Raw genomic sequence first — 21441 nt, forward strand, 5'->3', positions numbered from 1 at the left:
GCCATGGCCTTTTCTACCCCGATTGAGTGGCAGCAGTGCACCCCCGAACAGCAGCAGGCGCTGCTGTTGCGTCCTGCCATCGCCGCTTCTGAAAACGTCACGCTGACGGTGCGCAATGTGCTGGAGCAGGTAAAGCTGAACGGTGATGACGCGCTGCGCGACTTCAGCGCCCGCTTCGACAAGGCGCAGGTGGAAAACCTGCGCGTGACGCCGCAGCAAATCGCAGACGCCAGCGCCCTACTGAGTGACGAGCTGAAGCAGGCGATGGCCGTCGCGGTGGGCAATATCGAAACCTTCCACAACGCGCAGATTCTGCCGCCGGTGGATGTCGAAACGCAGCCCGGCGTGCGCTGCCAGCAGATCACCCGCCCGGTGAAATCGGTCGGGCTCTACATTCCTGGCGGTTCCGCCCCGCTCTTCTCTACCGTACTGATGCTCGCGACGCCTGCCCGCATCGCCGGTTGTGGTCGTGTGGTGCTCTGTTCGCCCCCGCCGATTGCCGATGAGATCCTTTATGCTGCGCAGCTGTGCGGTGTAGAAGAGGTGTTCCAGGTGGGCGGTGCGCAGGCTATTGCCGCGCTGGCCTTTGGCACCGAAACCGTGCCACGCGTGGACAAGATTTTTGGCCCGGGCAATGCCTGGGTGACCGAAGCGAAACGTCAGGTGAGTCAGCGACTCGATGGCGCGGCGATTGATATGCCTGCCGGTCCGTCCGAAGTGCTGGTGATTGCCGATGAAGGTGCCACGCCCGCGTTTGTCGCCTCCGATCTGCTTTCACAGGCCGAGCACGGTCCTGACTCGCAGGTGATTCTGCTGACGCCTTCACTGACGCTGGCTGAGGCGGTTGCCGACGCGGTTGAACAGCAGCTGGCGCAGCTGCCACGTGCGGCCACGGCGCGTCAGGCGCTGGAGAGCAGTCGCCTGATTGTGGCGCGTGATCTGGCGCAGTGTGTCGCCATCTCTAATCTCTACGGCCCGGAGCACCTGATTCTGCAGACCCGTCAGCCGCGCGATCTGGTGGAGTCGATCACCAGCGCCGGTTCAGTCTTCTTAGGTGACTGGTCGCCGGAGTCCGCGGGCGATTACGCCTCGGGCACCAATCACGTGTTACCGACCTACGGTTATACCTCGACCTGTTCCAGCCTGGGCCTGGCCGACTTCCAGAAACGCATGACGGTGCAGGAGCTGACGCCGCAGGGCTTCCTGAATCTGGCCGCCACGATTGAAACCCTGGCCGCCGCAGAGCAGCTGGATGCCCACAAAAATGCCGTCACCCTGCGCGTTGCCGCACTGAAGGAGCAAGCATGAGTCAGGATATTGAGCAGCTGGCGCGTGCCAATGTACGCGCCCTGACGCCCTATATGTCGGCGCGTCGTCTGGGTGGTAACGGAGATGTCTGGCTTAATGCCAACGAATTCCCGCTGCCGGTGCCGTTTGAGCTGTCGCAGCAGACGCTGAACCGTTATCCGGAATGTCAGCCTAAGCTGGTGATTGAGCGTTATGCGGCTTACGCAGGTTTAACGCCGGAGCAGGTGCTGGTCAGCCGTGGCGCGGATGAAGCCATCGAACTAATCATGCGCGCCTTTTGTGAGCCGGGACAGGATGCCATTCTCTTCTGCCCGCCGACCTATGGTATGTACAGCGTCAGCGCCGAAACTATCGGCATTGAATATCGCACCGCGCCGGCGCTGAATGACTGGCAGCTGAACCTGCCTGCTATTGCGGAACAGCTTGATGGCGTTAAAGTCGTTTACCTTTGCAGCCCGAACAACCCGACCGGCAACCTGATTAATCAGGACGACATCCGTCAGCTGCTGGCGATGACCGCCGGTAAAGCGCTGGTGGTAGCCGATGAGGCCTATATTGAGTTCTGCCCGCAGGCAACGCTGACCGGCTGGCTGAAGGATTATCCGCACCTGGTGATCCTGCGTACCCTTTCAAAAGCTTTTGCGCTGGCGGGCCTGCGTTGCGGCTTTGCGCTGGCGAATAAGCCGGTGATCGACCTGCTGATGAAAGTGATTGCGCCCTACCCGCTGGCGACACCGGTTGCCGACGTCGCCGGACAGGCGCTGAGCGAGCAGGGAATTGCGCTGATGCGCGAACATGTGGCCCAGCTGAATGACAATCGCGGCTGGCTGCTGGCTGAACTGGCGCAGCTGGCCTGCGTTGAGCAGGTTTTCCCCAGCGAAACCAACTATGTACTGGCGCGCTTTACCGATTCTCCAAAAGTCTTCAAAACCTTATGGGATCAGGGCATTATCCTGCGTGATCAGAACAAAAATCCGGGCCTGTCGGGATGCCTGCGCATCTCCATCGGCACGCGTGAAGAGTGCGAACGAGCGATCGCCGCGCTGCAAGCCTTTTCTCTGGAGCAAGCATGAGTCAGAAGACCCTTTTTATTGACCGCGACGGGACGTTAATCTCTGAGCCGCCTGAGGATTATCAGGTCGACCGTATGGATAAGCTGGCGTTTGAGCCAGACGTTATCCCGGCGCTGCTGGCGCTGCAGGCCGCCGGTTATCACCTGGTGATGATCTCCAACCAGGATGGTCTTGGCACCGCCAGTTTCCCGCAGGCGGATTTCGATGGTCCACACAATCTGATGATGCAGGTCCTGACCTCACAGGGCATTGCGTTTGACGATGTGCTGATTTGCCCGCACATGCCGGACGATCACTGCGACTGCCGCAAGCCGAAAACCAGAATGGTAGAAGCCTGGCTGGCAGAAGGCGCACTGGATACCGCCAACAGTTATGTGATTGGCGATCGTCTGACCGACGTGCAGCTGGCGGAGAACATGGGCATTCAGCCTATCCGCTACGGTGCCGACGGCGAGAACTGGCAGACTATCCAGCAGCGTCTGACTCAGCGTGACCGCCATGCACTGGTGCAGCGTAATACAAAAGAGACGCAGGTTCGGGTCGAACTGTGGCTGGACCGCGAAGGCGGCAGCAAGATTAATACCGGCGTGGGTTTCTTTGACCATATGCTGGACCAGATTGCGGTGCACGGCGGCTTCCGCATGAACATCGAAGTGAAAGGCGATCTCTATATCGACGATCACCACACGGTGGAAGATACCGGCCTGGCACTGGGCGAAGCATTACTGAAAGCGCTGGGCAACAAACGCGGTATTGGCCGCTTTGGCTTTGTGCTGCCGATGGATGAATGCCTTGCGCGCTGCGCGCTGGATATCTCCGGCCGTCCGCACATCGAGTTCAAAGCCGAATTCAACTATCAGCGCGTGGGCGACCTCAGCACTGAGATGGTCGAGCATTTCTTCAGCTCGCTCTCCTACGCCATGATGAGCACCCTGCATCTGAAAACCAAAGGCAAGAACGATCATCACCGCGTCGAAAGCCTGTTTAAAGCCTTTGGTCGTACGCTGCGTCAGGCGATCCGCGTTGAGGGTAATACCCTGCCGAGCTCGAAGGGAGTGCTGTGATGAACGTGGTGATCATGGATACCGGTTGCGCCAACCTTTCCTCAGTGAAATGGGCGATTGAACGTCTGGGCTATACCCCGGAAGTGAGCCGCGATTCCGATGTGGTGCTGCGCGCCGATAAACTGTTTCTGCCTGGCGTCGGTACCGCGCAGGCGGCAATGAATCAGCTGGAAGAGCGTGACCTGATCGATCTGGTGAAAGCCTGTACCCAGCCGGTGCTGGGCATCTGTCTGGGTATGCAGCTGCTGGGACGCGGCAGCGATGAAAACGGCGGCGTGCCGACGCTGGGCATTATCGATGAGCCGGTGTCACTCATGGACACCCATGGCCTGCCGCTGCCGCACATGGGCTGGAACCAGATTACCGCGCAGGCGGGCAATCATCTGTTCCGCGGCATTGATGAAGGATCGTATTTCTACTTCGTTCACAGCTATGCGATGCCGGTCAACGCCAGCACCATCGCTCAGTGTCACTACGGTGAAGCCTTCACCGCCGCAGTGCAGAAAGATAACTTCTTCGGCGTCCAGTTCCATCCGGAACGCTCGGGCAAAGCGGGCGCGCAGCTGCTGAAAAACTTCCTGGAGATGTAATGATTATCCCCGCGTTAGATTTAATTGACGGCAAAGTGGTTCGCCTGCATCAGGGCGATTATGGCCAGCAGCGCGATTACGGCAGCGATCCGCTGCCACGTCTGCAGGATTACGTCAGCCAGGGCGCGACCGTGCTGCATCTGGTGGATTTAACCGGCGCGAAAGATCCGGCGAAACGCCAGATCGCGCTGCTGAAAACCCTGCTTGACGGCGTTGATGTCACGGTGCAGGTCGGTGGCGGCATTCGCAGCCGTAATGACGTTCATGCACTGCTTGAAGCGGGTGCGAGTCGTGTGGTGGTCGGTTCCACTGCCGTGAAAGAGCCTGAAGAGGTCAAACGGTGGTTCGCGGAGTTTGGCGCAGAGGCGATTGTGCTCGCGTTAGATGTGCGCATTGATGCCAGCAACCGCAAAGAAGTGGCGATCAGTGGCTGGCAGGAAGCGGCGGGCGTCACCCTGGAAGAGGTGATTACCGATTTTCAGCAGGTGGGCCTGAAACACGTGCTGTGTACCGACATTTCTCGTGACGGCACCCTGAGCGGATCTAACGTCGCGCTCTATCAGGAAGTGACGGCGCGCTTCCCGACGATCGCTTTCCAGTCATCGGGTGGCATCGGCGACCTCAATGATATCGCCGCACTGCGCGGCAGCGGTGTTCAGGGCGTGATTGTCGGACGTGCGCTGCTGGAAGATAAATTCACAGTTTCGGAGGCGATCTCATGCTGGCAAAACGGATAATTCCCTGCCTGGACGTACGTGACGGCCAGGTGGTCAAAGGCGTACAGTTTCGTAATCACGAGATCATCGGCGACATCGTGCCGCTGGCGCAGCGCTACGCCGCTGAAGGTGCCGACGAACTGGTCTTCTATGACATCACCGCCTCATCCGATGGCCGGGTCGTTGACAAAAGCTGGGTGTCACGCGTTGCGGAAGTGATCGATATCCCGTTCTGCGTCGCGGGCGGCATCAAAACCCCGGAGGACGCGGCGCGCATTCTTGAGTTTGGTGCGGACAAGATCTCCATTAACTCACCAGCGCTGGCCGATCCTACGCTCATCACCCGCCTCGCGGACCGTTTTGGCGTGCAGTGTATTGTGGTCGGCATCGATACCTGGTTTGACGAAGCCAGCGGCAAATATCAGGTGAATCAGTACACCGGTGATGAAGCGCGTACCCGCGTGACACAGTGGGAAACGCTGGAGTGGGTACAGGAAGTGCAGAAGCTGGGCGCAGGCGAGATCGTGCTGAATATGATGAATCAGGATGGCGTGCGTAACGGCTATGACCTGGTGCAGCTGAAGAAAATGCGTGAAGTCTGCAACGTGCCCCTGATCGCCTCTGGCGGCGCAGGCACCATGCAGCACTTCCTGGAGGCGTTTACCGAGGCGAATGTCGATGGTGCTCTGGCCGCCTCGGTATTCCATAAGCAGATTATTAATATTGGTGAGCTGAAGAGCTTTCTGATCGACAACGGAGTGGAGATTCGCGCGTGCTAACTCAACAACAACAGGCTCTTCTCGACTGGGACAAAACAGAGGGCATGATGCCGGTCATCGTTCAGCATAACGTCTCAGGCGAAGTGCTGATGCATGGCTACATGAACCCGGAGGCGCTGGAAAAAACACTGGCAGAAGGCAATGTCACCTTTTTCTCGCGCACCAAAAACCGTCTGTGGACCAAAGGCGAAACGTCCGGCAACTTTCTGCAGGTAGTGAGCATTACGCCTGACTGCGACAATGACACGCTGCTGGTGCTGGCGAATCCGATTGGCCCGACCTGCCATCTGGGCACCACCAGCTGCTTCTCGCCGGCCGTGCCTGAGTGGACCTTCCTTTATCAGCTGGAAGAGCTGCTGGCGTCGCGTAAAACGGCCGACCCTGACAGCTCTTATACAGCACGACTCTACGCCAGCGGTACCAAGCGCATCGCGCAGAAAGTGGGCGAAGAAGGCGTGGAGACTGCGCTGGCAGCGACCGTCAACGATCGGGATGAACTCACCAATGAGGCCTCTGACCTGGTCTATCACCTTATGGTGCTGTTGCAGGATCAGAATCTCGACTTCAGTGCCGTGATTAATAACCTGCGTGCGCGCCACAAGTAATTGTGCAATAACCTGCTCAGAATCTCATTTTTATACGGATTTTGAGCAGAATCCTTCTCAAAAATCAAATTAAACGCTATTGTTGAGCATAATATTGCTCAACAGGTGTTGCCATGCTCACACTCCAGCTATTTATTAAAGGCCGCTGGTCTGATGCCGCTCAACTCAATATTCAGCATCCCCTCCAGGGGCGTGAAAGCGCCGCCTTACTTGCTTACGACTTTGACTACGCTGTTGATTATCTCGATCGGAATGATTACGCCAGCTGCAGTCTGAATTATCCGGTCATGCTTATTGGCAGTTATGCCGCACGTCCGTGGTTTACGTTCCTTGATGACATCATACCTGCCGGTGCCAGCCGACGTTACTGGGTTCAGCAACTGGGGTTGCAGGGAAAATCTGCGGCTGAACAGGACTACTGGCTGTTGAAATCCGGCACGATTGCGCCAGTGGGAAATCTGCGTATTAAAGAGTCAGTACCCGCATTGCCCGCTCAGAGTCAGTTGCGCGATCGGCGCTTCCCCTCTGAATGGGTCATCGAACGTGACAGTGATTTTCTGGCGTACGCACAGCAAATGGGTGCAGCCAGCGGCGGAGCGACCGGGGCCGGCGGTGAGGCACCAAAACTCTTATTACGCTGTACGCCGCAGGATGAGGTCTGGATAGATACCTGGCAGGATGATTTACACAATCAGGATGCCCATTATCTGGTCAAGTATCCGCGCGGAACACGCAGTGCAATCGACTGCGACATACTTCGCGCCGAATACCATTACTATCATGAGCTTGAGGCAATGGGTTTTGACACAATCCCTTGTGAGCACATGAAGTTGCGCGAAGGTAGCCGCTATCCCTCTTTATGGTTGCCTCGCTTTGATGTGGCTTATATCGAAGGCCAGAAAGTGCTGTACGGCCTCGAGTCTGTCTATTCGATACTCCAGAAGCCGCCGGGCAGCTATCTCAATCATTTCGAGGTGATCCGTACGCTGATTAAACGACTTAATCCTGAAAGGGCTGTGCAGGAGGGATTCGTCATTGAGTGGGTAAGACGCGACATGCTGAATATTGCGTTTGGCAATTCTGATAATCATGGCCGTAACAGCGCAATCCTGAAACAGAACACCGGTATGTGGCTTGCCCCCATCTATGATTTTGCCCCGATGAAAGCCGATCCCGAAGGCGTGGTACGAACGACGCAGTGGGGATCACCGTTTGAAGAGGGGGGACATTATCAATGGCGGCTGATTGCTGAGGCTTTAAATGATCTGATCCCATCTGACAGATTACTGGCCGAACTGGCCGCGCTGGCCCGCCAGCTAACCGGACTCAGAGAGCGCCTGCAACAGCGAGGCGTTCCGGCATCAATTCTGACTATGCCAGCGATGGGATTCGATTATCTGGAGCAGCGTATTGAAGGCTGGCAACTATGAAAAAAATTCTGTCACCTTTTGAACGTGAAGCGATGCTGCTGGACCTTCTTCAGCAGTTTCTTGAAGAGAAATTGTCACAGGGCGAACTCCTGATGCAGCTTCGCAAAAACGTGCTGGGATTCTCTCAGGAACGTTATGCCGCGCTGGCAGGGATTAGCCGCCGGACACTGTCAGATATCGAACAGGACAGGGAGAATACCACGCTGGCTACCCTCAACCGGGCACTTAAGCCGCTGGGTCTGAAAACCGGCATCGTGCCGCGTCAATCGCATATGCTGCAGACACTGATGCTGCAACTGACCGCAGGAGAGAACCGTGACCACCCATGAAAAATTAATCGCCCTGCTCGACCAGCACCAGGCGCGCTATCGCCTGATGCAACATGAGGCGACCGGTAAATGTGAAGCCGTGGCGGCGATACGCGGCACCGAAGTCGGCCAGGGCGCGAAAGCGCTGGTCTGTCATGTAAAGGGCAACGGCGTTAAACAGCATGTGCTGGCGGTTTTACCGGCCGATAAGCAGGCCGATTTGGGCAAAGTCGCCGCAGCGGTCGGTGGACGACGCGCCTCACTCGCCAGCCCGGCGGAGACCGATCTGCTGACCGGCTGCGTGTTTGGCGCGATTCCGCCGTTCAGCTTTCATCCCGACCTCCGACTGATTGTGGACCCCGCGCTTTTTGAACGTTATCCGGAGATCGCATTTAACGCCGGTCTGCTGGAGCGCTCAGTGATCCTGAACACCGAAGACTACCGGGCGCTGTGCAAGGCTGACGTGATAGAGATAACGCAATAATTGCCATCCCGGCAGCCCGGCGATACTCTGCATAATCACTCATCACGACAGAATAAGAGCAAAATCATGAACATTTTCACTCAACGCCTGCTTCAGACGCTGGCTGTGGCGGTTATGGCAGGCTGCGCGTTTAGCGCTCAGGCGAAAATCGAACAGGTGCGTTTTGCAGTCGATCCGACCTATCCGCCGTTTGAATCAAAAACGCCACAGGGCAAGCTGGTCGGCTTTGATATCGATCTGGGCAATGCGCTCTGCACGCAGATGCAGGCGAAATGTGTCTGGGTTGAAAGCCAGTTTGACGGCATGATCCCGGCGCTGAAAGCACGTAAGTTTGATGCCATTCTGTCTGACATGGGTATTACCGAAGAGCGCCTGAAGCAGATCGACTTTACCGTGCCGCTGTATGACACCCACACCCAGTTGATTGCCCGTAAAGGCGCCGGCATCCTGCCCACCGTCGAGTCTCTGAAAGGTAAAACGGTTGGCGTGGAACAGGGAACGGTTCAGGAGCGTTATGCGCTGGCGAAATGGCAGCCCTACGGTGTGACCGTGGTGCCCTATGGCGACCAGGCACAGGTTGAAAGCGATCTGGTTTCAGGCCGACTGGATGCCGTCTTTACCGACGCGGCACAGGCAGCGATTGGCTTCCTGAAGCATCCGCAGGGCAAAGATTTTGAACTGGCTGGCCCGATTATTCAGGATCCGATTATCGGCCCCGGCACGGCAATTGGCCTGCGCAAAGGCGATACCGAACTGAAAACGGCGCTGGATAACGCCTTTGCCGAAATTAAAAAGAATGGCACCTTCGATCAGATTCAGAAGCGCTACTTCGCCACGGATATCTCTATCCAGCAGTAACCTCGCGGTCGCCCTTTTTCGTCCTCACCGCGATCCGGCACTATACTCTAACTTTTTCGGGACGGCGCGCTGTCGTCCTTTGCCGATTAAAGGACATTAACACGGTATGCATCAACAACATCATCCACTGTTAAGCGCCTCTTTAGGCACCCAGCGTGAAATCATCAGTTTTCACTTTGCTGAAGACAATGAACGTCAGGTTTATATCCAGGCTGCGCTGCATGGCGACGAACTGCCCGGTATGGCGGTTGCCTGGTATTTAAAGCAGCGGCTGCAGGCGCTGGAGTCCGCCGGACAGCTTAAAGCTGCATTTACCCTGGTTCCGGTAGCTAATCCGCTGGCACTGGGACAGCACTGGCACGGCACCCATCTGGGCCGCTTTCATACCCTCTCCGGTCAGGACTTCAATCGCCGTTTTCCGTCACTGGGCAATACTCTGGCTGCAGGGCTGGCTGAGAGTCTGACCCAAAGTGAATCACAGAACAGGAACCTTATCCGCGATGCGATTGATCGTCATTATCGCGATACCGTGCCGAAAACCGAGCTGGATGCGCAGCGCTATACGCTGATGCGGATGGCCAGTCAGGCCGATCTGATGATTGACCTGCACTGTGACTGGGAAGCTGTACCACATCTCTACACCACGCCGCATGCCTGGCCGGATATTGAACCGCTGGCACGCTGGTTAGGCAGTGAAGTGCAGTTGCTGGCCCAGATCTCTGGCGGTGAGCCGTTTGATGAAGCCTGTTGCGAACCCTGGCTGACGCTGGCAGAGCGGTTCGGCAAAGATTACCCGATGCCTCGTGGCTTATTGCCGGTGACGCTGGAGTTGCGTGGCATGCGTGATGTGTCGCCTGAACAGGCGGAGAAAGATGCAAATGCGATTATTTCGGCGCTGCAGGAAGGCGGTTACATCGGCTACAGCGAACCGTCAATTTCTGTGGAAGTGGCCGCACCCGTTATCGGTGGTGATGAACTGGTTCCTGCCAACGCGGGCGGTGATGATGTTGTGGCGATCAATGACGGGCCGATTGGCTTAACCGTGCCTGACGTGGCTGAAGCACCGGGAGAAGCCGGTGTGATTAAAGAACGTCACAGCGAGGGAATGGCGACGGCCTCCCCTTCCCTGAAAAATCCTGCTACGCCGCTATCAGGCTGTGAATACATTCATTCACCGGTGTCAGGGCTGATTCTGCACCGTAAACCGCTCGGTGCGCAGATTCGCCCGGGAGAAGTAGTTGCTGAGATTATTGATCCGCTTACGGACCACATCACCCCATTGGTGGCGGAGTATGGCGGTATTCTCTATGCAAGGCACTGGGTGAGGTTTGCGACGGCAGGCATGCTGGTTGTGCGGCTGGCAGGAGAGCGAGAGATTCGGAGCGGAGATTTGCTGGTGGTGTAGTTAACATCATCTACTGGCGGGTCAGTTCACCATCAGATTTCATCGCGTTTATTTTTAAATACGAAAAGTGATGATGTTGTGAAATTGACCGCCAGACCACATAGACTTCCTATAGCCACAGCAACAATAGGATATTGTGCAATCCAGGAAAAATTATACACGGAAATACTATAGGCAATGTAATTTACCGCTCCTCCGAAAAGCATAAAAAAGAAATAATTAGCGAACTCTTTTTTCTTACTTGATGCCGACGTCATCTCTCGAAAAGTAAGTTGTCGATTCAAAATCCATGTGGCAACGACTGCAGCCATGAATGAGATTAACCTTGCAATATATAAACCCAGGTAATCTTTAAATAAATAAAGTACAAGTGCGTCAACTATAAATCCAGCAACACCTACAAAGCAAAAAAATATAAGTTTTTTCATAAATACTCTAAAAATAATGATTAAGTTATGACCAACCATCTTAATGGTGGTTGGTCATATTAATTAAAAGGATACACGTAAAGGTTTAATGCCCTGACTGTCCAACCAGGTAATTCCTTCTTCAACCGGAATGATTTGTATACTCTCTCCATGATTGATCTTAGCAGGCAGTGTAATCGATAAATCAGCCTGTCCGCCATGAGCGGCTACATGGGGCATGGTAACGCGTAAAAAGTCCTGATTAATAATTTTATTGCCCGGCCCTAATAGCTGCACGCCGACATTCAATGGATAATAGGTCTTTTGCCCTAAGTCCGAATCACTCTGATTAACAATGGTTACCAGGAGTGTCTGGCCAGAGGTAGTGTCAGTTGGTGGTGAATACGATTTGAGCTTTAAGGATAGCCCCCCTTTTATCTTCGCTGATACGCCAGGCAACAGAGGGCCGGTAAAATATGACCATTCGAGTCTATTTAGATCAAACTCGCACAAACCTTGTCGGATATTGTGAGCATCCGCATACCTGAGAACTCTGGGAAGATAAGTATTTAATGGATTTTTTGCAAAATCCCAATCCTTGGGATTAAAAGTGGAATAACCGTTAATAGTTCGCAGGTGAAAAATTTCAGCAATAAACATAGCATCGACATTATGGGGGTAAAGGTCAATGTCAATCTTATCGCTATCTGCATCAAACTCGCCTTTTCGCTGACCTAAAACATAGAATGATTTACATTCTACGGGTGGCGCTGGCAAACTATTTAAGAATGTCAGATTGCTTTTTCTATCGAAGTTAGCGCTATGCGAAACATTTATTTGCTCAGTAATAAGTAGTGCGCCAAACAAGAATGCTAAGGGTTTTGATATCCTGACTATTCTGCCTGAGATAAATAAGGTAGCTAAAAGCGCCAGTGGAAAGATAAGGAATAATGCATAGCGCGAAGTAACCCTCATGCCTTTAGCGCCGGGAACAAATTTCCAGATATACTCCCACAGGAAAAAATCACCCTGTTTAATCATTACGGCAAAGGATATAAATAATGCCATAGTTAAACTAACAACTAATTTCGTCGAGATATCTTTATTTTTTAAAAATAATAAATAACATAGGGAAAAAATGAAGATAATCAGGATAAAGGGTGGGAATCCAACATTAAGTTCACCTACTCGTTGAACAGAAGAGAAATGCATGGTGAACAGAGTATCGGCAATCTTACCAAAAAGAAAGTTTGTTGTTCCTGGATCAAGAAGGTTACCAAGTTTAGGAGCATAATAGGTAACTGAATCCAGATTTTGCCCACCCGTCTCTTTAGCTTTTGGCAAGTAAACAATCAGAAAAGGAATTAAAGAGCCAATAAAAAAGGCAGAGGGTATAAAAATAGAGTAGAGATCAAACTTTCCGAAAAGTGTACGCCTTGCATCTTTACTAAAGATAACGGACGACATAAATAACAAAATGAAAATAAGTGCAAAAAGAAGGTAGAACCAAGCCATATAGAAGGTTGTTATCAGCCAGGCTGACAGGAAAATTGCTGCGCAAATCCCGGTAACAACAGAACCTTTCCTATCGCCTTTGCTAAGGGCTGAAAAATATTTCAGGAGCAAGGCAGTTAACAACGGTGCAAAGGCCAGGCTCAGCAATTGAGCATGATGCATTTGTACAGTCAGGGAGTTACTCAGGGTAAAAACTATTGAGCCAGAAAGGGATGTATAAAAGCCCAATTTCAACACATGACGCGTCAGATAAAAGAAAGATAAAAACCCGATGCATTTAATAGATAAATTTACAAATTCAGAAGCAAGAAAAACATCGAAACCCAGCAGCTTATATATAGAGTAAATTAATCCAAAGATAAAATACCCATCATTATAACCAAGAGTATCCTTATAAGGATAAAAATAAGCTACCTGGTCCCATTTTGCATGACCCGTTAAAACGTTGTACCAGTGATGCAAAATACTGGTTTCAATCATACCATCGAATCGACTGCCTACAACGAAATCAAATCCCGTTGACAGTTGAGTATGGAAAACAACACTTAAAGTTACGATAAACGCCAGAATAAATAACATAATTCTGACAATGCTATTTGAAGTTAATTTCATCATATTAAATTAAATACGTTTTACAGGAACAGAAAGATAAGAAAGTCGCTTAAGTTCACGCCTTCCTACAGTAACACTCTCTAAAATCAATCCGGTTACAAATGAAATCGCTGCTAAAAGAATTAATCCTGTCGATAGCACCGCAGTTGGTAAGCGTGGAACAAGTCCCGTTTCAAAATAATAGATGGTCAGAGGAAAAGCTAAAACAATTCCTGTAACACTGAAGATTAGCGCCAAAATTCCATAAAACATTAGTGGTCGCTCGGTCGCGTATAGTCTTAGAATCATTTTAGCAATACGAATTCCATCTCTGTACGTGTTCAGTTTACTCTCTGATCCTTCCATTCTGGCGCCATAAGGCGTGTCGATTTCTCCATATGGCATTCTTAGTTCCAAGGCATGTACAGTAAGTTCTGTTTCTGTTTCGAAGCCTTTTGCCATTGCCGGAAATGATTTAACGTAACGACGTGAAAAAACGCGATATCCCGATAACATGTCGGAAAACTTACCACCAAATATACTTTTTACACAGCCAGTTAACATCTTATTACCAAACGTATGGCCCAGACGATAAGCTTCTTTATCTTCATGTTTCCTAACACCAACTACCATATCAAGACGCTCAGAAATCAACTTTTCGATCATTTTTGGAGCGCTTGCTGCATCATAGGTTGCATCGCCATCTACCATAATATAAATGTCAGCGATAATATCAGCAAACATGCGCCTGACAACGTTTCCTTTACCAGGTTCTTTAACAGTAAAAACTTTTGCACCTGCTTCAATCGCTCTTTCAGCTGTATCATCACTTGAATTGTTATCAAAAACATAAATGGATGCGGATGGCAGATGTGTCCTAAAATCATTTATTACTTGACAAATTGAAACACCTTCATTGTAACAGGGTACAATAACTGCAATATCATAATCTTTTTGTTCAATCATTTTTAGCAATCCATATCTAATAAATTTTCAATTTTCAGTATTTTAACTTACTAATTTCAAGGCTAACTATGCCAATACCTAGCATCCGCACATCTTCTCCAAGGTTAAGAGATTTTGGTGTCGTCGGCACAGGCGGAACAATAACAATTTCATTTGAAGTCTCATCCGAGTTAAATTCGATAGATTGAACAGACTCATTCTGATCCAATTTAATATTATGTGTCAGACCGGCATATTTTATCTTGATAATATTATTTACATTCGGTCCAAAAGCATGGGCTTTGATGGTAAGAGTCAAGTGCTTTGGTAAGTCGTTTTTAAATCTTATTAACACTTCTTCAGCTTCATTTTTATCAGACCAGCGACCCCACGCTTCATGCTGTGAAAGCCCCTCAACCTCCGATATAAATGATGGATAGCTCGACTGAGTAAAATCGATATTTATTTTCTTATCAGAAAAATTGATCTTCTGACGCTTACCATTTTCAAGTGAATTGATAAATTCCATAAAAGAAGGCAACAAAACTTTATTACCATATCCGCTTAAATGATCTCCATCAAAAAATAACGGCTTTCCATTTTTGTAAGCGCTACAGGTAGATTTATCACACAATGTTGGTAAAGGATCCCATATATTCAATGGAATACTTTTTTGTAACTCAGAATAACTGGCTAATATCGGAGCACGATTATGTTCAATAGTTTCACGTGAAATAGAATCGCCTCCCTTGCAGATAGGGTTTGTCTTATTAAACCAATCAGCGCATCGATAGACAGGGATCTTAAACAGTGGCTTTGGTGCTTCGAAGACTATCTTTACACCCTTATCCACAAATGGTTTCAAAGCGATCTTAGCGTAGTCTATGGTACGCTTACGCCCTTGTTCAGCATGTTCACTAAAGAGTATTTCAGCATGCTGCTTATCGCCAAAATAGGCCCACTGATCTACAAATCTTGGAAGTCTTAATGAAGCCAGGAATAGAACGTCACCTGGTTTTATTCTCTTCAGTATATCCTGAAGCGATGAATCTGAATACTGCCGACATTGAGGTACATCCAGATCTCTTTCCGGTGTAAAACTTAAGAACGGGCAGCCACCGTTGTTATAGGCATAAATTGTCGTCTTCGTTTTTATCGCAAAACTCTTGAACAATCCTGCATATGCCAGTGCATGTGAATCGCCAATAACGAAAAGCTGATGAGAGTCTGGTGAGACGGGATTGAGACAGCCCTGCGATTTGTAGATGAGTAATAACCCACCATTTACATCAACATGTTCAGGTTCAGCTTGACACCCCGGATAGCCTTCAACAAACCCGCTCCCTTCTGGATACCAATCCTGTGGAGATTTAGTTAATACACTTTGAGAAATTTTGCCAACATGTGAGTCAATTTTTAAAGCCACGACATATGATGCACTAATAATCAAAATCCCTGCCGATAAAACCACCCAATTGTTTCTCTTAGCGATAAATCGGGACGAGCGAATAGGTTTTTCAATAAAAAAGTAAGAAAAAAGCGAAAACAATGCTGTTATCAATAACGCAAGCAATTGTTGAGATGCAGTTTCTAGTCCGCAGGTCCAGCGAAACAATACGAAGATGGGCCAGTGCCATAAATAAAGTGAAAATGATATCTTGCCAACGAATGTCAGATAATTATTACTTAATAATTTATTAATTCCAGATAGCGCAACACCAAAGTAAAGGCTAAAAAATAGCCCAAGCGTGCTGATTGTTGCCAGTAATGCACCAGGCATTGGGAAACGATTGGTATCTGTTATAACAAATGATGCAAGCAGACCTGCTAAGGAAAGAACACCAACCACTCTTTTAAGCCAGATTATCCATTCGCGTGAAATCAGCTGCTGCCTGAATGTTGTCATAAACTGATATAATAAAACACCCGACGCTAACTCCCAAAAGCGGCCAGGTGTAAAATAGTATGCCTGAGTTGGCTGTGTTGCTGATAATTTAAAGGAGAGTACTAAAGAGGCTATACACAGAATTAGGTAAATCAGGGAGGATAGATATCTCTTACCTGATGACAACCAGAAGATATAAAGAAAAGGAAAAACAAGATAAAATTGCTCTTCAACACCCAGTGACCAGGTATGCGTAAACGGATTGAAATCGGTGGTCGGTGCAAAATAATCTCTACCTGTAGAAGCGAGGATGAAATTACTGAAACCAAAAAAAGCATAGAAACCCGTTGACTGATTAACCCAACTTAACCACGATCCAGGAATTAATGCTGTAGATGTAAAAAAAACAACCAGAAGCATAAATATTAATGCAGGAAATATACGCTTTATTCTTCGACTATAAAATATTGCAAAAAACTGCAATATTGTCGCTCCCTGAAAGGCTGCAACTGAAGCACTGACAATAAATCCTGAAATAATAAAAAAAACATCTACACCTACAAAACCGCCAGGTAGTATTTTCGAATTAAGATGAAAAAGAACTACAGATAATACTGCCAGGGCTCGTAATCCATCAATAAATGGATGGTAAGTAATATGTTTTTCTGCTACCTTGTTTTTCATTCGCCAACACCATTTGAAAAGTATTTTTATATTTTTGAAATATTTTTATGATAAAAGAAAACCCGGCAAAGCCGGGTTTTTACTGCTGTGGTTAATTAATCTAACCACTCAGTGTGAAACACACCGTCTTTGTCGATACGCTTGTAAGTATGCGCACCGAAGTAGTCACGCTGCGCCTGAATCAGGTTAGCAGGCAGTACTTCTGAACGGTAGCTGTCGTAGTAAGCAATTGCAGCAGAGAAGGTAGGCGTCGGGATACCGTTCTGAATTGCGTAAGAAACCACATCACGCAGCGCCTGCTGATACTGATCCGCGATATCTTTGAAGTACGGAGCCAGCAACAGGTTAGCGATACCTGCATCTGCTGCATAAGCATCAGTGATCTTCTGCAGGAACTGGGCACGGATGATGCAGCCAGCACGGAAGATCTTAGCGATTTCACCGTAGTGCAGATCCCAGTTATTCTCTTCTGACGCAGCACGCAGCTGTGAGAAGCCCTGCGCATAAGAGACGATTTTACCCAGGTACAGAGCGCGACGAACTTTCTCGATGAACTCTGCTTTATCACCGGTGAAAGCCTTCGCCTGTGGGCCGCTCAGTACTTTAGAGGCCGCAACACGCTGCGTTTTCAGTGAGGACAGGTAACGAGCGAAGACAGACTCGGTGATCAGTGACAGCGGTTCGCCAAGATCCAGTGAGCTCTGGCTGGTCCATTTACCGGTGCCTTTGTTCGCTGCTTCATCCAGAATCACATCAACCAGATATTTACCTTCTTCGTCTTTCTTGGTGAAGATATCTTTGGTGATGTCGATCAGGTAGCTGCTCAGCTCGCCGTTGTTCCACTCGGTGAAGGTTTCAGCCAGCTCTTCGTTGTTCAGGCCCAGCGCGCCTTTCAGCAGCGCATAAGCTTCTGCGATCAGCTGCATGTCGCCGTACTCGATGCCGTTGTGAACCATCTTCACATAGTGACCCGCGCCGTCCGGACCGATGTAGGCCACACAGGCTTCGCCATCTTCAGCACGTGCCGCGATCTTATCCAGAATCGGTGCAACCAGTTCATAAGCTTCTTTCTGGCCGCCGGGCATGATAGATGGGCCTTTCAGTGCGCCCTCTTCACCACCGGAAACACCGGTACCGATGAAGTTGAAGCCCTGGTCTGACAGTTCTTTGTTACGACGGATGGTGTCTTTGTAGAAGGTGTTACCGCCATCGATCAGAATGTCGCCTTTATCCAGATGTGGAGTCAGTGAGGCGATAGTCTTGTCAGTCGCTTCACCCGCCTGAACCATCAGCAGGATACGACGAGGTTTTTCCAGCGATTCAACAAACTCTTCAACGGTGTAAAAAGGAGCAAGTTTCTTGCCCTGGTTCTCGGCGATGACTTCATCAGTCTTTTCGCGTGAACGGTTGAAGATTGAAACAGTGTAACCGCGGCTCTCAATGTTAAGAGCCAGGTTGCGGCCCATCACTGCCATACCTACAACGCCGATCTGTTGCTTGGACATTACATACTCCTGTCTGTGGTCTCGCATGGTGTTACCCGTAACACCAGTTTGTAAGTGATCAGTATGTTAACTCAGGATAGCGGATTAAAGGTAATGAATGGTGCGGTCGCGCAGATGAAATTATCTGAAAATAAATCACACACTTAGCAAGGATTTATAAAGTTTGGTATAGCTTAGAATCATTCTATCTGCTGTGAAAAGGGCTTCAAAACGTGCCAGCGCCGCAGCACCATAGGTCGTAGCCAGCTCGGGGTTCTGCCATATTTCATCCATTGCCTTTCTTAATGCCACAGGATCGGATGGAGGGACGACTAAGCCGGTGACACGATCAATATTGATAAAGGTTGTTCCGGTCCCAATCTCGCTGGAGATGAGCGGTTTTGAATAGAGCGCGCCCTCCAGCAATGAGATGCCGAAAGCTTCGGAACGTAAATGAGAAGGAAAGACGAGACAGGTACATAACTGCAGCAAGGCAGATTTTTCACTGTCTTCCAGCGCACCCAGGAAATGGATATTGTCCACGCCCAGTTGCTGTGCCTGCGCTTTCAGCTCAGCCTCAATAGGACCTGCACCCACCACGACGATGGGGTAACGGCTGTTTTTTGCCGCCTCGATTAAAATATGCAGGCCTTTGTAATAACGAAACGTTCCAATGAACAGGAAGAAGCCATCCGGAAATCTTGCCTGCCATTTTTGCAGAACGGCAGGATCGTTGTTTTGATAAAACTGTTTATCAAGACCGTAAGGGATAACTTCAACTTTATCTTTGAACTGTTGTAATACCGGGCTGCTTTCAACATAGTTTGGCGATGCGGCAACGATGCGATCGACACTTGAAAGAAAGCGATTCATTAATGGTGTATAGAGCTTTAACAGCACCTTCTGCTTAACGATATCAGAATGATAACTAACTACGGATGGCTTGTTGATGCCAGCGGCAAAATGCATAAAGTCCATGAAGGGATACGGGAAGTGATAATGGATAATATCCGCATTCTGGGCCAATTCCCTGAATTCTTTTATGGCTGAATAAGAGAATGGCGTTGAGGCAAACTCACACTGCGTTTTGACCCGATGAATCTGATGATTATTCAGGCTGTTTTTTTTGTTTTCAAACTGGGGACTATGAGTAAAAACAACAGATTCGATACCTGATTTAAAACCACCTTCTGCGAGCTGATAAATAACCTGCTCGATGCCGCCAAAAGTATCAGGGTAGTAGGTTTTGTAACAGTGTAGAACTTTAATCATATATATTTTGCGACCTGCTCATAAGCTTCAATGGTTTTATCCGCACACAGTGACCATGAAAATTCGCGGGCACGCGCTAACCCCGTATCAATCATTCGGCGCTTTTCATCAGCGTTTTCAATCATCATCTGGATGTAATTTGTCAAAGCATGAACGTCCTGAGGTTCATGCATTAATGCTGCATCTCCAGCGACTTCCGGAAGTGATGTTGCATTTGAGCAGATCACGGGTGTTCCTGATGCCATCGCTTCAAGAACCGGCAGGCCGAAACCTTCATAGATTGATGGGAAAACAAAGCTCGTTGCAGCACTGAATAAAAACGGCAGATCTTTACCGGGCACAAAACCTAAATATTTTAGCCACCCTTCTCTCTCGCCCTTGTCAAAGAGCTTAAAGAGTTGCTCATTTTCCCAACCCTTATAACCACTAATGACTAACGGGAAGGCCGATTTTTCCTGAGCGGGCAGACGATCATACGCTTGAAGTAGCGTCAGTATATTCTTTCTTGGTTCAATAGTGCCGGTATAAAGAAAGAAACGTCGCCACTTAAGATTATATTTTTCAAGAACCTGTTGTGTTTCTGCTTCATCACGGGGATGAAAATGTTCATTGCAGGCCAGAGGTGCTACGGCAATTTTATTATCTTCAATACCAAAGAAATCCATTAACTCATTCTTTGTGTAATAAGAGTCAGTAATCAACATCGACGCACGCGAAACAGTACTCCTTAACTCTTTTTGCATCAGATGAACACGGCCAGCCGGATGAAATTGAGGCCAATGGAATACTGACAGGTCGTGAAAGGTAGCAACACAATGTTTCACGCGAGGCGGTAGATAGTAGTTAGGACTATGAAATATATGATTCTTAAAATCCCTCAGCGCTATCATTTTCATTACCGGAAAAGTCAGGCGATATATTTCACTTACTGTTTTGCTTCTTTGTAACTTACGTTTCAGAGATTGAACCGATTGAGCAGACTCACTCGCGACTGCAAGTGAGTCGCGAGTCTTCGTGCCATGAAGAAACGTCAGTGAGACGTTTTTTCTTTCCTGAAGCTGTTTAGCAAGCTCAAACGCATAACGGCCAATACCGGTTAAAGGATATTTAATACAGTCCGTAGAGTAAACGACGTTTATTGCTTTGCTTCCAGCATCCATTTCAGGGTATCTCTAAGAGGAATTTTAGACGAGGTCTCATCGACTAAGCTATTGAGCAAAGTGATATCGCCACAAAGTTCTTTAATTTCATTAGGCCGTACAAAATCAGGATTAACTTCAATCTTAATATCATGGCCTGTCAGGGATTGGCAGAGATCGACGACTTCCCTCAATGAATGCATTTTACCTGAAGCGACATTGACAGTCTGACCAGATGAGCGGGAATGAAGTAACGCTAAATAGCTTTTAACGACGTCACGCACGTCAGAAAAATCACGCCAAACATCTACGTTGCCCAGCTCAATGACATCTTTTCTCTCACGAAAATGTTTGACGATTTTCGGGATCAGGAAATTTTCTGCCTGACCGGCACCGGTGTAATTGAATGGCCGGGTAATAATAATCGGCAACTTTTCATAAAACAGACTGGTCATGTACTCCATGGCCAGCTTGCTTACCGCATAGTCATTTGCAGGTCTGGCTGGAACCGACTCTGCTAATTTTCCCAGCGTGTTATTACCGTAAACATTAGCACTGCTGGCGATCAAAACTGCATCAGGCCTTTTTGCTGATTCGCTAAGCGCCTGTAACAGATTACGCGTACCGCAAAGGTTAACACTATAGAACGCATTTGGGTCAGCATGACCAACAAAAGCGATGGCTGCAAGATGAACAACGACGTCAGGCTGAATATTGTCTACAGCATTTTTTACCTGTGCTGCATTCGTAAGATCAACCTGAAAATAGCGTGAGGAATTCTGGGCGGGAGTTGAACCGAAACCATAAACTTCATATCCGGCAGCGGATAAATCCGCTGCCATATATTGGCCGGTAAAGCCCTTGATCCCAGTGATCAATGCTTTTTTGCCATTAGTCAT

20 protein-coding genes are annotated in these 21441 nt (G+C 49.2%); 12 read left to right on the forward strand and 8 right to left on the reverse strand.

Features of this window, described 5'->3' with window-relative positions:
- The first annotated feature begins 3 nt into the window (after positions 1-3).
- The 12 genes from hisD (at position 4) to AC6I8C_RS12320 (ending at position 10620) form a co-directional block, all read left to right on the forward strand.
- On the forward strand, positions 4-1308 hold the full coding sequence (hisD, locus tag AC6I8C_RS12265) for a histidinol dehydrogenase (protein WP_497822635.1): 1305 nt from the start codon (positions 4-6) through the stop codon (positions 1306-1308).
- A complete protein-coding gene (gene hisC / locus AC6I8C_RS12270; RefSeq protein ID WP_497822636.1) occupies positions 1305-2381 on the forward strand; it encodes a histidinol-phosphate transaminase in 1077 nt (358 codons plus the stop codon). The genes hisD and hisC overlap by 4 nt, the downstream gene beginning before the upstream one ends.
- Complete coding sequence (gene hisB, locus AC6I8C_RS12275; RefSeq protein ID WP_497822637.1) at positions 2378-3445, forward strand: bifunctional histidinol-phosphatase/imidazoleglycerol-phosphate dehydratase HisB; 1068 nt, start codon at positions 2378-2380, stop codon at positions 3443-3445. The genes hisC and hisB overlap by 4 nt, the downstream gene beginning before the upstream one ends.
- Positions 3445-4035 carry an imidazole glycerol phosphate synthase subunit HisH gene (gene hisH, locus AC6I8C_RS12280; protein ID WP_033733213.1) on the forward strand — a complete coding sequence of 197 codons (591 nt, stop codon included), beginning with the start codon at positions 3445-3447 and terminating at the stop codon, positions 4033-4035. Before hisB ends, hisH begins: the two co-directional genes overlap by 1 nt.
- Complete coding sequence (gene hisA, locus AC6I8C_RS12285) at positions 4035-4772, forward strand: 1-(5-phosphoribosyl)-5-[(5-phosphoribosylamino)methylideneamino]imidazole-4-carboxamide isomerase (RefSeq protein ID WP_497822638.1); 738 nt, start codon at positions 4035-4037, stop codon at positions 4770-4772. The genes hisH and hisA overlap by 1 nt, the downstream gene beginning before the upstream one ends.
- The gene (gene hisF / locus AC6I8C_RS12290) at positions 4754-5530 is read left to right on the forward strand and encodes an imidazole glycerol phosphate synthase subunit HisF (RefSeq protein WP_033783632.1); all 777 of its coding nucleotides are present in this window, start codon (positions 4754-4756) and stop codon (positions 5528-5530) included. Before hisA ends, hisF begins: the two co-directional genes overlap by 19 nt.
- The gene (hisIE, locus tag AC6I8C_RS12295) at positions 5524-6135 is read left to right on the forward strand and encodes a bifunctional phosphoribosyl-AMP cyclohydrolase/phosphoribosyl-ATP diphosphatase HisIE (protein ID WP_013358441.1); all 612 of its coding nucleotides are present in this window, start codon (positions 5524-5526) and stop codon (positions 6133-6135) included. The genes hisF and hisIE overlap by 7 nt, the downstream gene beginning before the upstream one ends.
- A gap of 113 nt (positions 6136-6248) precedes the next feature.
- Positions 6249-7565, forward strand: a complete 1317-nt coding sequence (locus AC6I8C_RS12300) for a type II toxin-antitoxin system HipA family toxin (RefSeq protein ID WP_497822639.1) — start codon at positions 6249-6251, stop codon at positions 7563-7565.
- Positions 7562-7894, forward strand: a complete 333-nt coding sequence (locus AC6I8C_RS12305) for a helix-turn-helix domain-containing protein (RefSeq protein ID WP_497822640.1) — start codon at positions 7562-7564, stop codon at positions 7892-7894. Before AC6I8C_RS12300 ends, AC6I8C_RS12305 begins: the two co-directional genes overlap by 4 nt.
- Positions 7881-8357: a YbaK/prolyl-tRNA synthetase associated domain-containing protein gene (locus AC6I8C_RS12310; protein WP_497822641.1), complete on the forward strand. Its 477-nt coding sequence runs from the start codon at positions 7881-7883 to the stop codon at positions 8355-8357. The genes AC6I8C_RS12305 and AC6I8C_RS12310 overlap by 14 nt, the downstream gene beginning before the upstream one ends.
- A 66-nt stretch (positions 8358-8423) precedes the next feature.
- Entirely contained in the window at positions 8424-9215 is a 792-nt protein-coding gene (locus AC6I8C_RS12315) for an ABC transporter substrate-binding protein (RefSeq protein WP_497822642.1), read from the forward strand.
- Positions 9216-9321: 106 nt separating this feature from the next.
- Entirely contained in the window at positions 9322-10620 is a 1299-nt protein-coding gene (locus AC6I8C_RS12320; RefSeq protein ID WP_497822643.1) for a succinylglutamate desuccinylase/aspartoacylase family protein, read from the forward strand.
- Positions 10621-10652: 32 nt separating this feature from the next.
- Here the strand turns inward: AC6I8C_RS12320 and AC6I8C_RS12325 are convergent, their stop codons facing one another.
- The 8 genes from AC6I8C_RS12325 to AC6I8C_RS12360 all read right to left on the reverse strand — a co-directional run bounded on the left by AC6I8C_RS12325 (position 10653) and on the right by AC6I8C_RS12360 (position 21441).
- Positions 10653-11048 (reverse strand): GtrA family protein, encoded by a 396-nt coding sequence (locus AC6I8C_RS12325; RefSeq protein WP_497822644.1) that lies wholly within the window; start codon positions 11046-11048, stop codon positions 10653-10655.
- A gap of 63 nt (positions 11049-11111) precedes the next feature.
- Positions 11112-13121, reverse strand: a complete 2010-nt coding sequence (locus tag AC6I8C_RS12330; RefSeq protein WP_497822645.1) for a hypothetical protein — start codon at positions 13119-13121, stop codon at positions 11112-11114.
- 42 nt (positions 13122-13163) lie between these two features.
- Complete coding sequence (locus AC6I8C_RS12335; protein ID WP_497822646.1) at positions 13164-14099, reverse strand: glycosyltransferase family 2 protein; 936 nt, start codon at positions 14097-14099, stop codon at positions 13164-13166.
- 34 nt (positions 14100-14133) lie between these two features.
- Entirely contained in the window at positions 14134-16647 is a 2514-nt protein-coding gene (locus AC6I8C_RS12340; protein WP_497822647.1) for an acyltransferase family protein, read from the reverse strand.
- Between the two features lie 95 nt (positions 16648-16742).
- Positions 16743-18152 carry an NADP-dependent phosphogluconate dehydrogenase gene (gnd, locus tag AC6I8C_RS12345; protein WP_419138606.1) on the reverse strand — a complete coding sequence of 470 codons (1410 nt, stop codon included), beginning with the start codon at positions 18150-18152 and terminating at the stop codon, positions 16743-16745.
- 135 nt (positions 18153-18287) lie between these two features.
- Positions 18288-19403, reverse strand: a complete 1116-nt coding sequence (locus AC6I8C_RS12350) for a glycosyltransferase family 4 protein (RefSeq protein WP_497822648.1) — start codon at positions 19401-19403, stop codon at positions 18288-18290.
- Positions 19400-20563, reverse strand: a complete 1164-nt coding sequence (locus AC6I8C_RS12355; RefSeq protein WP_497822649.1) for a glycosyltransferase family 4 protein — start codon at positions 20561-20563, stop codon at positions 19400-19402. Before AC6I8C_RS12355 ends, AC6I8C_RS12350 begins: the two co-directional genes overlap by 4 nt.
- Positions 20539-21441 (reverse strand): GDP-mannose 4,6-dehydratase, encoded by a 903-nt coding sequence (locus AC6I8C_RS12360; RefSeq protein WP_497822650.1) that lies wholly within the window; start codon positions 21439-21441, stop codon positions 20539-20541. The genes AC6I8C_RS12355 and AC6I8C_RS12360 overlap by 25 nt, the downstream gene beginning before the upstream one ends.

This window comes from Pantoea sp. X-Soil-YNGN-844, from assembly GCF_059730595.1.

Coding starts and splice junctions, on each gene's coding strand:
- hisD (WP_497822635.1), top strand. CDS start 4: ATGGCCTTTTCTACCCCGATTGAGTGGCAGCAGTGCACCCCCGAACAG.
- hisC (WP_497822636.1), top strand. CDS start 1,305: ATGAGTCAGGATATTGAGCAGCTGGCGCGTGCCAATGTACGCGCCCTG.
- hisB (WP_497822637.1), top strand. CDS start 2,378: ATGAGTCAGAAGACCCTTTTTATTGACCGCGACGGGACGTTAATCTCT.
- hisH (WP_033733213.1), top strand. CDS start 3,445: ATGAACGTGGTGATCATGGATACCGGTTGCGCCAACCTTTCCTCAGTG.
- hisA (WP_497822638.1), top strand. CDS start 4,035: ATGATTATCCCCGCGTTAGATTTAATTGACGGCAAAGTGGTTCGCCTG.
- hisF (WP_033783632.1), top strand. CDS start 4,754: ATGCTGGCAAAACGGATAATTCCCTGCCTGGACGTACGTGACGGCCAG.
- AC6I8C_RS12300 (WP_497822639.1), top strand. CDS start 6,249: ATGCTCACACTCCAGCTATTTATTAAAGGCCGCTGGTCTGATGCCGCT.
- AC6I8C_RS12305 (WP_497822640.1), top strand. CDS start 7,562: ATGAAAAAAATTCTGTCACCTTTTGAACGTGAAGCGATGCTGCTGGAC.
- AC6I8C_RS12315 (WP_497822642.1), top strand. CDS start 8,424: ATGAACATTTTCACTCAACGCCTGCTTCAGACGCTGGCTGTGGCGGTT.
- AC6I8C_RS12320 (WP_497822643.1), top strand. CDS start 9,322: ATGCATCAACAACATCATCCACTGTTAAGCGCCTCTTTAGGCACCCAG.
- AC6I8C_RS12325 (WP_497822644.1), bottom strand. CDS start 11,048: ATGAAAAAACTTATATTTTTTTGCTTTGTAGGTGTTGCTGGATTTATA.
- AC6I8C_RS12330 (WP_497822645.1), bottom strand. CDS start 13,121: ATGTTATTTATTCTGGCGTTTATCGTAACTTTAAGTGTTGTTTTCCAT.
- AC6I8C_RS12335 (WP_497822646.1), bottom strand. CDS start 14,099: ATGATTGAACAAAAAGATTATGATATTGCAGTTATTGTACCCTGTTAC.
- AC6I8C_RS12340 (WP_497822647.1), bottom strand. CDS start 16,647: ATGAAAAACAAGGTAGCAGAAAAACATATTACTTACCATCCATTTATT.
- gnd (WP_419138606.1), bottom strand. CDS start 18,152: ATGTCCAAGCAACAGATCGGCGTTGTAGGTATGGCAGTGATGGGCCGC.
- AC6I8C_RS12350 (WP_497822648.1), bottom strand. CDS start 19,403: ATGATTAAAGTTCTACACTGTTACAAAACCTACTACCCTGATACTTTT.
- AC6I8C_RS12355 (WP_497822649.1), bottom strand. CDS start 20,563: ATGGATGCTGGAAGCAAAGCAATAAACGTCGTTTACTCTACGGACTGT.
- AC6I8C_RS12360 (WP_497822650.1), bottom strand. CDS start 21,441: ATGACTAATGGCAAAAAAGCATTGATCACTGGGATCAAGGGCTTTACC.